Genomic DNA, 10018 nt, shown 5'->3' with positions numbered 1-10018 from the left:
TACCTTTTTCCTCCCCCATCTGGCCAGGAATGTTCTGGCCCGGACCCCTACCCCCCCCCCCCCCCCCCCCCCCCCCCCCGGCCCCGGAGTCGGTCAGCCCTTCGCCACCGTAACGGAGCTGAAGGTGACGTCGGCCATCGGGTGGCCGTCCGGGGTGCCCTCCAGGGTGCCCGCGGCGGCGATCTTCTCGACCACGTCCAGACCGCCGGTGATCTTGCCGAAGGGGGTGTAGTTCGGCGGCAGCTGGGTGTCCTTGTAGACCAGGAAGAACTGGCTGCCGTTGGTGCCCGGGCCGGAGTTGGCCATCGCCACGGTGCCGGCCGGGTAGGTCGCGCCGGTGAGGTTCTCGTCCGCGAACTTGTAGCCGGGGCCGCCGGTGCCGCCCGGGACGGTGGCGCTGGCCGTCGGGTCGCCGCACTGGAGGACGAAGATGCCGCTCGTGGTGAGGCGGTGGCACTTGGTGTGGTCGAAGAACTGCTCGCCGGCCAGGAAGGCGAAGGAGTTCACCGTGTGCGGGGCCTTGGCCGCGTCCAGCGCGACCGTCACCTTGCCGCAGTTGCTGTCCAGCGTCATGGCGTACGAGGCGCCCGGGTCGATCGTCATGGGCGGCTCGGCCTGCCACGTCTTGCCGTTGGGCGCGCCCGGCGCCGGAGCGGCGCAGCCCTCGACCGGCTTGCGGGTCGGGGTGGTCGGCTCCGCGGCGCCGGTGGGCGCGGCCTGGGGGGTGCTCGCGGCCGAGGTCTTCTTGTCGTCCGAGCTGAACGCGCCGGTGGCGATCAGCGTGCCACCGCCCGCCAGCACCACCACGGCGAGCGAGGCGCCCACGATCGTGTTGCGGCGCTTGCGCGCGGCCGCGGCCGCGGCCCGGCGCTCCATCTGGCGCTCGTACTTCTCTCGGGCGAGCTGCCGCCGCCGCTGTTCGCTGCTGACCACCGGCCGTGTCTCCTACGGGATTGTGCGGGGAAAGTCGGATGGACTCCGGAGCGGATCATCGCACCCATCGGCGGCCAAGTGTAGGGACCGGGCCCGTAAGAACCCGGTGAACCCACCGCCCGGCGGCACCCCGCCACCGCCATCTGGTTCGCAACCGGACCCGGAGCGCCGGTAGGCTGCACCTGAATCATCACTGGCTGCATCGACACTGGTAGGCGCCGCAGCCGACCGCCGCAACCGAAGGACGCGCGTGTTCATCGCCGGATTCCCCGCTGGAGCCTGGGGCACCAACTGCTACCTGGTCGCTCCGGCGGCGGGCGAGGAGTGCGTCATCGTCGACCCCGGCCACCAGGCCGCCCGCGGCGTCGAGGAGATGGTCCGCGAGCACCGGCTGAAGCCCGTCGCCGTGCTGCTCACCCACGGCCACATCGACCACGTGGCCTCGGTGGTCCCGGTCTGCGGCGCCCGCGGCGTCCCCGCCTGGATCCACCCCGAGGACCGGTACATGATGTCCGACCCGGAGAAGGCGCTCGGCCGTTCCCTGGGCACCCAGCTGATGGGCGAGATCACCGTCGGCGAGCCCGACGACGTGCGCGAGCTCACCGACGGCGGCGTGCTGGAGCTGGCCGGCCTGCGGCTCACCGTGGACCACGCCCCGGGCCATACCAAGGGGTCGGTGACCTTCCGGACGCCCGGTGCCGAGGACCTCCCCCCGGTGCTCTTCTCGGGCGACCTGCTGTTCGCCGGCTCCATCGGGCGTACCGACCTCCCGGGCGGGGACAGCGCGGCGATCATGACCTCGCTGGCCCGGGTGTGCCTGCCCCTCGACGACTCCACCGTGGTCCTCTCCGGCCACGGCGGTCAGACCACCATCGGCCGCGAGCGCGCCACCAACCCCTACCTCCGACAGGCAGCGGGGGCGGCCGGCGCCCCGGCTTTCCCGCGACGAGGAATGTGACGGAAGAGAAGTTGAGCACCTTCACCGCCCCCAAGGGCACCTACGACCTGCTGCCCCCCAGCTCCGCGACCTTCCTGGCGGTCCGCGAGCGCATCGCAGCGCCCGCCCGCCGGGCCGGTTACGGCTACGTCGAGACCCCGGTCTTCGAGGACGTGAAGCTGTTCTCCCGCGGCGTCGGGGAGTCCACCGACATCGTCACCAAGGAGATGTACACCCTCACCACCAAGGGCGGCGACGAGCTCGCGCTGCGCCCCGAGGGCACCGCCTCGGTGCTGCGCGCCGCGCTCCAGGCCAACCTGCACAAGCAGGGCAACCTGCCGGTCAAGCTCTGGTACTCCGGCTCGTACTACCGCTACGAGCGCGCCCAGAAGGGCCGCTACCGCCAGTTCTCCCAGGTCGGCGCGGAGGCGATCGGCGCGGAGGACCCGGCGCTGGACGCCGAGCTGATCATCCTGGCCGACGACGCCTTCCGCTCGATGGGCCTGCGCGACTACTCGCTGCTGCTCAACAGCCTCGGCGACAAGCAGTGCCGCCCGGTCTACCGCGCCGCGCTGATCGACTTCCTCTCCGGGCTGGACCTGGACGAGGACACCCGCCGCCGCGCCGAGATCAACCCGCTGCGCGTCCTCGACGACAAGCGCGAGTCGGTGCAGGCCCAGCTGGTCGACGCCCCGATGCTGCGCGACTACCTGTGCGAGGCGTGCAAGGCGTACGACGAGAAGGTCCGGGAGCTGCTCACCGCGGCGGGCGTGGCCTTCGTGGACGACCCCAAGCTGGTGCGCGGCCTGGACTACTACACCCGCACCACCTTCGAGTTCGTGCACAACGGCCTCGGCGCCCAGTCCGCGATCGGCGGCGGCGGGCGCTACGACGGCCTGTCCGAGATGATCGGCGGCCCGGCGCTGCCCTCGGTCGGCTGGGCGCTCGGCGTGGACCGCACCTTCCTGGCGCTGGAGGCCGAGGGCGTCACCCTCGACCTGCCGGCCGCCACCGCCGTCTACGCCGTCGCGCTCGGCGAGGAGGCCAAGAACGTCCTGTTCGCCAAGGTGGTCGAGCTGCGCCGGGCCGGCGTGGCCACCGACCTCGCCTTCGGCGTCAAGAGCATCAAGAACGCCATGAAGTCCGCCGACCGGTCCGGCGCCCGCTTCGCCCTGATCGCCGGGGACCGGGACCTCGCCGAGGGCGTCGTCCAGCTCAAGGACCTGAGCACCGGCGAGCAGACCCCCGTCGCCCTCGACGCACTCGTCACCACCCTGAAGGAGAAGCAGCTGTGATCCGCACGCACGACGCGGGCACGCTCCGCCCGGAGCACGCAGGCACCACCGTCACCCTGGCCGGCTGGGTCGCCCGCCGCCGCGACCACGGCGGCGTCGCCTTCATCGACCTGCGCGACGCCTCCGGCACCGTGCAGATCGTGGTCCGCGACCTCGACTCGGTGCACGGCCTGCGCGCCGAGTACTGCGTCAAGGTCGTCGGCGACGTCCGGGTCCGCCCCGAGGGCAACGAGAACCCGGACATCCCGACCGGCGCCGTCGAGGTCGTCGTCAGCGCGATCGAGGTGCTCTCCGAGGCCGCCCCGCTCCCCTTCCCGGTCGCCGAGTACGAGCCGGGCACGGTCAACGAGGAGGTCCGGCTGCGCTACCGCTACCTGGACCTGCGCCGCGAGGGCCCGGCCAAGGGCCTGCGGCTGCGCTCGAAGGTCAACAACATCATCCGCCGGGTGATGGAGGAGAACGACTACCTCGACATCGAGACGCCGTACCTCACCCGCTCCACCCCCGAGGGCGCCCGCGACTTCCTCGTCCCGGTCCGCCTCCAGCCGGGCCACTGGTACGCCCTGCCGCAGTCGCCGCAGCTGTTCAAGCAGCTGCTGATGGTGGCCGGCATGGAGCGCTACTACCAGATCGCCCGCTGCTTCCGCGACGAGGACTTCCGCGCCGACCGCCAGCCGGAGTTCACCCAGCTCGACATCGAGGCCTCGTTCGTCGACCAGGAGGACATCCTGGCCCTCGGCGAGAAGATCATCGGTGCCATCTGGCGCGAGGTCCACGGCTACGAGATCCCGAACCCGCTGCCGCGGATGACCTACGCGGAGGCCATGGGCCGCTACGGCTCGGACAAGCCGGACGTCCGCTTCGGCCAGGAGCTCACCGACTTGACCGAGTACTTCAAGGGCACCGACTTCCGCGTCTTCCAGGCCCCGTACGTCGGCGCCGTGGTCATGCCCGGCGGCGCCTCGCAGCCGCGCAAGCAGCTGGACGCCTGGCAGGACTGGGCCAAGGCGCGCGGCGCCAAGGGCCTGGCGTACGTGCTCATCGACGCCGAGACCGGCGAGCTGCGCGGCCCGGTCGCCAAGAACCTCTCCGAGGAGCACCTGGCCGGCCTCGCCGCCGCCGCGGGCGCCAAGAACGGCGACGCGATCTTCTTCGCGGCCGGCAAGGAGCGCGCCTCCCAGGAGCTGCTCGGCGCCGCCCGCCTGGAGATCGGCCGCCGCTGCGAGCTGATCGACGAGTCCAAGTGGGCCTTCCTCTGGGTCGTCGACTTCCCGATGTTCGAGCCGATCGAGGACGACAAGGGCCAGTTCCAGGGCTGGCACGCGGTGCACCACCCGTTCACCGCCCCGACCGCCGAGTCGCTGGACACCTTCGACACCGACCCGGGCTCGGCGCTGTCCAACGCCTACGACCTGGTGCTCAACGGCTCGGAGCTGGGCGGCGGTTCGATCCGTATCCACCAGCGCGAGGTGCAGAAGCGGGCGTTCGACGCGATCGGCCTCTCCGAGGAGGAGGCGGCCTCGCAGTTCGGCTTCCTGCTGGACGCCTTCAACTACGGCCCGCCGCCGCACGGTGGTGTCGCCTTCGGCCTGGACCGCATCGTCACGCTGCTGGGCGGGTACGACACCATCCGCGACGTCATCGCCTTCCCGAAGACGTCCACCGGTGGCGACCCGCTGACCGGAGCACCGACCCCGATCACCCCGGCGCAGCGCCGCGAGGCCGGCGTGGACGCCCAGCCCAAGGTTCGCGAGGACGTCAAGTCCGAGGCTCAGCCCAAGGCCTGACGCCGCGTCATCCGCTAACCTGCAACGGCCCCGGACGGCTCACCCGCCGTCCGGGGCCGGTCCACAACGGTGTGTGACACAGGGAGGGTTGACCCATGCAGGTCACAACGAGAGTCGAGTGTCCGGACGACGCCCCGGCGACCAGGCGCGTCCACATGGCCGCGTTCCCCGGCCCGGACGAGGCGGACCTGGTGGACGCGCTGCGCCGCGATCCGGCCTGGCTGCCCGGTCTGTCCGTGGTGGCGGTCGACGAGGCCGGGCTGGTGATCGGGCACGCGCTGCTGACCCGGCTGCGGGTCGGGGACGGCCGGGGCCTGGCGCTCGCGCCGGTCGCCGTGGCGCCCGAGTGGCAGCGCAGGGGCGTCGGCGAGCTGGTCGTCCGGGCCGCGCTGGCGGCGGCCGAGGAGGCGGGCGAGAAGCTCGTGGTCGTCCTCGGCGATCCGGAGTACTACGCGCGGTTCGGCTTCAAGCCGGCCGGGCGGCACGACGTCACCGGCCCGTTCGAGGTGCCGGAGGCCTACTTCCAGGCGCTGCCCCTGCCGGCGTACGACGGCGGCCCGCGCGGGCTCTGCCGCTACCCCGAGCCCTTCGTCGCCGTCTAGACCCCTCCTCTCCTCCCCGTTCGATTTCCCGGGCCGACCCGGCCGCCCACGGCCCTGTCGGCCTGCGGATCCCGCCGCGGGCGCCTACGGTGAGTGCGCATCAGCGTTCGGCCGGATGGAGGAACCGAGAGTGACCGAGCAGCAGCGGACCGGGCGGCCGGAGAAACTGCCCAGGAAGCCGTACGAGCGGGAGCTGCTGCGGCTCCAGCAGGAGCTGGTGAAGCTCCAGGAGTGGGTGAAGGTCGAGGGCGCCAGGCTGGTGGTGGTCTTCGAGGGACGCGACGCCGCCGGCAAGGGCGGGGCGATCAAGCGGGTGACGGAGTACCTGAACCCGCGCGTGGCCAGGGTCGCGGCGCTGCCCACGCCGACCGAGCGGCAGAAGACCCAGTGGTACTTCCAGCGGTACGTGGAACACCTGCCGGCCGCCGGGGAGATCGTCCTGTTCGACCGCAGCTGGTACAACCGCGCGGGCGTCGAGCGGGTGATGGGCTTCTGCACCGACGAGGAGTACTGGCAGTTCCTGCACCAGTGCCCGACCTTCGAACGGATGCTGACCGAGTCAGGCATCCTGCTGCGCAAGTACTGGTTCTCGGTGAGCGACACCGAGCAGGAGCGGCGCTTCCGGGACCGGCTGGAGGACCCGATGAAGCGCTGGAAGCTCTCCCCGATGGACGTCGAGTCGATCACCCGCTGGGAGGACTACTCCCGGGCCAAGGACGAGATGTTCATCCACACCGACACCCCGGACTCGCCCTGGCACGTGGTGGAGAGCGACGACAAGCGCCGGGCCCGGATCAACATGATCGCCCACCTGCTGTCCACCGTGCCGTACCACGAGACCAGGGCGCCGCGGATCGAGCTGCCGCCCCGCCCGGAGCCGCGCGGCTACCAGCGGCCCCCGCGCGACCTCCAGAAGTACGTGCCGGACCACGCCGCCGGGCTGGCGTAGCCGCCGTGGCCGCCCGGGCCGTCGGAGCCCTCGCATAGGCTTCCGGTGTGGACGAACCGGACCTCTTCACCGCCGCGGCCGAGGAACGCCAGACCAGGGAGCCCGGCCGGGCGCCCCTGGCCGTACGGATGCGCCCGCGCACCCTGGACGAGGTGGCCGGGCAGCGGCAGCTGCTGAAGCCCGGCTCGCCGCTGCGCCGGCTGGTCGCGGGCTCCCGGGGCCCGGCGGCGACCAGCTCGGTGATCCTCTGGGGGCCGCCCGGCACCGGGAAGACCACCCTGGCGCACGTGATCAGCCAGGCGGTCGAGGGCCGCTTCGTGGAGCTGTCCGCGATCACCGCCGGGGTCAAGGAGGTCCGGGCGGTGATCGACGGGGCCCGGCGGGCGGTCGGGATGTCCGGCCGGGAGACGGTGCTCTTCCTGGACGAGATCCACCGCTTCTCCAAGGCCCAGCAGGACTCCCTGCTGCCGGCCGTGGAGAACCGCTGGGTCACCCTGATCGCGGCGACCACCGAGAACCCGTACTTCTCGGTGATCTCCCCGCTGCTGTCCCGCTCGCTGCTGCTCACCCTGGAGTCGCTCACCGACGAGGACGTCCGGGTGCTGCTGCGCCGCGCGGTGGCCGACGAGCGCGGCCTGGAGGGCGCGCTGGAGCTGACCGCGGAGGCCGAGGACCACCTGGTGCGCCTGGCCGGCGGGGACGCCCGGCGGGCGCTCACCACGCTGGAGGCGGCGGCCGGGGCGGCGCTGGAGAAGGGCGAGGCGAGCATCACGCTGGCCACCACCGAGACGGCGGTCAACCAGGCGGCGGTGCGCTACGACAAGGACGGCGACCAGCACTACGACGTGGCGAGCGCGCTGATCAAGTCGATCCGCGGCAGCGACGTGGACGCCACCCTGCACTACCTGGCCCGGATGATCGAGGCGGGGGAGGACCCGCGGTTCATCGCCCGCCGGCTGATGATCTCGGCCAGCGAGGACGTCGGCCTGGCGGACCCGACGGCCCTCCAGACGGCGGTGGCGGCGGCCCAGGCGGTGGCCCTGATCGGCTTCCCGGAGGCCCGGATCATCCTCTCCCAGGCGGCCATCGCGCTGGCCCTGGCGCCCAAGTCCAACGCCGCCTACCTGGCGATCGACGCGGCGCTGGCCGACGTGCGGCAGGGGCTGGCGGGTGCCGTCCCGCCGCACCTGAGGGACGCCCACTACGGCGGCGCGGGCAAGCTCGGCCACGGCAAGGGCTACCGGTACCCGCACGACCTGCCGGAGGGCATCGCCGCCCAGCAGTACGCGCCGGACGCGGTGCACGGCAAGGAGTACTACCAGCCGACCAGGCGCGGCGGCGAGGCCCGGTACGCCGACGTGGTGGAGTGGACGCGCGGGCGGCTGCGCGGGGAGCGCCAGGCGAAGAGGGCCGAGCGGAAGCCGGCGGCCGAGCCGGCGGCGAAGGCCGACGAGCAGCCCGGGGAAAAGGGCGAGTGATCCACCGGTATACTCGGTCGGAGTGCCATGTCCCGGGACGGCGGCGGGGGAGACCCCACCGACCGGCCGCACCAGCGGGGCACCGGCGGTAGGCCTCCTCCGGGAGGCCCGCACCAGGAGCGTCGCGCACCGTTTCGGTGTCGCGGACGGCCCGGTCTTCCGGGCCCTCCGTGTGACCAGCACGTCATGTGCCCGGCTCCGGAGAGCGGCTGATCCCATCGCGCAGGCGGCGGGGTTTTCTCCGGGTCGCGACATGCGACCTCCGTCAACACCTGGTGAAGCCGTATTCATAAGCAAGGAAGGTTTGGTTCATGGCGAACCAGAAGCGTCCCAAGGTCAAGATCGCGCGTGCCCTCGGCGTGCCGCTGACCCCGAAGTCCGTCAAGTACTTCGAGGCCCGCCCGTACCCGCCCGGCCAGCACGGCCGTGGCCGCAAGCAGAACTCGGACTACAAGGTCCGTCTGCTGGAGAAGCAGCGTCTTCGCGCCCAGTACGACCTGAGCGAGAAGCAGCTGTCGCGCGCGTTCGACCGCGCGAAGAAGGCCGAGGGCAAGACCGGTGAGGCGCTCGTCGCCGAGCTGGAGACCCGTCTGGACTCGCTGGTGCTGCGTTCGGGCATCGCCCGCACCATCTACCAGGCCCGCCAGATGGTCGTCCACGGCCACATCGAGGTCAACGGTGGCAAGGTCAACAAGCCGTCGTTCCAGATGAAGCCGGGCTACGTGGTGACCGTCCGCGAGCGCTCCAAGGAGAAGGTCCCCTTCCAGGTCGCCCGTGAGGGTGGCTACGCGGGCGAGGGCCAGACCCCGAAGTACCTCGAGGTCAACCTGAAGGCCCTGGCCTTCCGCCTGGACCGTGCGCCGCAGCGCAAGGAGGTCCCGGTGATCTGTGACGAGCAGCTGGTCGTCGAGTACTACTCGCGCTGACCCGGCTTCGCTCCTCGCGAACCACCAGCGAGCCCCCGCCGCCTTCCGAGGCGACGGGGGCTCGCCCCTTTGGTACGTGCCGTTGCCGTCAGAGGCCCTCGCCGGTCATCGCCGCGGCCAGCCGCAGGTGCGGGCGGGCCTCCTCGGCGCGGCCCTGGCGCTCCAGGGTGCGGCCGAGCATCAGCCGGGCGTAGTCCTCGGCCGGGTCCGCCTCCAGGATCCGCAGCAGCTCGCCCTCGGCGCGGCCGAGCTGGGCGGAGTGGTAGTAGCTGCGGGCCAGCAGCAGCCGGACGGAGAGGTTGGCCGGCTCCTCGGCCAGCACGCCTTCGAGCATGCGGGCCGCGTCGGTGTACGCCTTGGAATCGAAGTAGAACTTCGCCATGCGGTACTCGTCGGCGGTGTTGTGGACGGCCATGGTGCTCCTTCCGGGTGGTTCCTTGCCTCCTCAAGCAATCGGCAAGTTTCATCTATTCCGACCCCGTCGGGCCGCCCGCGCGGGCGGCCCCGGGGCGCGGCCCGGCGCGGGCGCGGGGTGACCGGCCGGTAGCCGGCGGATGACCCGGTCCGGAAACCGGGCGCCGGCGCGATAGGGTTCCCCTGAAGAACTGCAAGGCGAGGGAGCGCGCAAAGGTGTCCGTGGGAGAGCTGGCCGGATTGCTCGTCGCCGTGTTCTGGGCGGTCCTGGTCACCCTGCTCGCCGTGGTGCTGGTCCGCCTCTCGCGGGTGCTGAAGGAGGCCGCCGTCCTGGTCTCCGCCGTCACCGAGCAGGCCGTCCCGCTGCTGACCGACGCGGGCGCCGCGGTGCGCAGCGCCAACGAGCAGCTGGAGCGGGTGGACGAGATCACCGCCAACGTGCAGGACGCCGCCGCCAACGCCAACGCGCTCTCCTCCACCGTGGCCGCCACCCTGGGCGGACCGCTGGTGAAGGTCGCGGCCTTCAGCTACGGCGTGCGCAAGGCCGTCGCCCGGCAGCAGGGGACCCTGCCGCCGGTGCCGGCGCAGGCCGGCGAGCGCGAGGAGCTGGCCCGGCTGATCCGGGCCGAGGTGCGCGCCGCGACCGCGCCCAGGAGCGGCCTGCTCTCCCGGGTCCGGCGCGCGGTGAGGGGCTGAG

General features: G+C 72.2%; 10 protein-coding genes. 8 read left to right on the top strand and 2 right to left on the bottom strand.

Going from position 1 to position 10018, the window contains the following annotated elements:
• Positions 1-93: 93 nt before the first annotated feature.
• Complete coding sequence (locus ACZ55U_RS14145) at positions 94-933, bottom strand: peptidylprolyl isomerase (RefSeq protein WP_465525969.1); 840 nt, start codon at positions 931-933, stop codon at positions 94-96.
• A gap of 250 nt (positions 934-1183) precedes the next feature.
• Here ACZ55U_RS14145 and ACZ55U_RS14140 point away from each other — a divergent pair, with 250 nt between their 5' ends.
• The 7 genes from ACZ55U_RS14140 (at position 1184) to rpsD (ending at position 8907) form a co-directional block, all read left to right on the top strand.
• The gene (locus ACZ55U_RS14140) at positions 1184-1891 is read left to right on the top strand and encodes an MBL fold metallo-hydrolase (RefSeq protein ID WP_465525967.1); all 708 of its coding nucleotides are present in this window, start codon (positions 1184-1186) and stop codon (positions 1889-1891) included.
• An 11-nt stretch (positions 1892-1902) separates the two neighbouring features.
• Positions 1903-3165 (top strand): histidine--tRNA ligase, encoded by a 1263-nt coding sequence (gene hisS / locus ACZ55U_RS14135; RefSeq protein WP_465525965.1) that lies wholly within the window; start codon positions 1903-1905, stop codon positions 3163-3165.
• Positions 3162-4952, top strand: a complete 1791-nt coding sequence (gene aspS / locus ACZ55U_RS14130) for an aspartate--tRNA ligase (RefSeq protein ID WP_465525963.1) — start codon at positions 3162-3164, stop codon at positions 4950-4952. The genes hisS and aspS overlap by 4 nt, the downstream gene beginning before the upstream one ends.
• A gap of 95 nt (positions 4953-5047) precedes the next feature.
• Entirely contained in the window at positions 5048-5554 is a 507-nt protein-coding gene (locus ACZ55U_RS14125; RefSeq protein ID WP_465525961.1) for a GNAT family N-acetyltransferase, read from the top strand.
• A 130-nt stretch (positions 5555-5684) separates the two neighbouring features.
• Positions 5685-6503 (top strand): polyphosphate kinase 2, encoded by an 819-nt coding sequence (gene ppk2 / locus ACZ55U_RS14120; RefSeq protein ID WP_465525959.1) that lies wholly within the window; start codon positions 5685-5687, stop codon positions 6501-6503.
• A gap of 47 nt (positions 6504-6550) precedes the next feature.
• Positions 6551-7981 (top strand): replication-associated recombination protein A, encoded by a 1431-nt coding sequence (locus ACZ55U_RS14115; protein ID WP_465525957.1) that lies wholly within the window; start codon positions 6551-6553, stop codon positions 7979-7981.
• Between the two features lie 311 nt (positions 7982-8292).
• On the top strand, positions 8293-8907 hold the full coding sequence (rpsD, locus tag ACZ55U_RS14110) for a 30S ribosomal protein S4 (protein WP_270148363.1): 615 nt from the start codon (positions 8293-8295) through the stop codon (positions 8905-8907).
• A gap of 88 nt (positions 8908-8995) precedes the next feature.
• Here rpsD and ACZ55U_RS14105 read toward each other — a convergent pair whose 3' ends face one another.
• Positions 8996-9322: a tetratricopeptide repeat protein gene (locus ACZ55U_RS14105; protein ID WP_380697716.1), complete on the bottom strand. Its 327-nt coding sequence runs from the start codon at positions 9320-9322 to the stop codon at positions 8996-8998.
• Positions 9323-9537: 215 nt separating this feature from the next.
• Between ACZ55U_RS14105 and ACZ55U_RS14100 the strand changes: the two genes are divergently transcribed.
• Positions 9538-10017 (top strand): DUF948 domain-containing protein, encoded by a 480-nt coding sequence (locus ACZ55U_RS14100; RefSeq protein WP_465525955.1) that lies wholly within the window; start codon positions 9538-9540, stop codon positions 10015-10017.
• Position 10018 lies beyond the last annotated feature (1 nt).

The organism is Kitasatospora sp. NPDC034533 (assembly GCF_055575155.1).
This window is presented reverse-complemented; position numbering and strand designations above follow the sequence as displayed.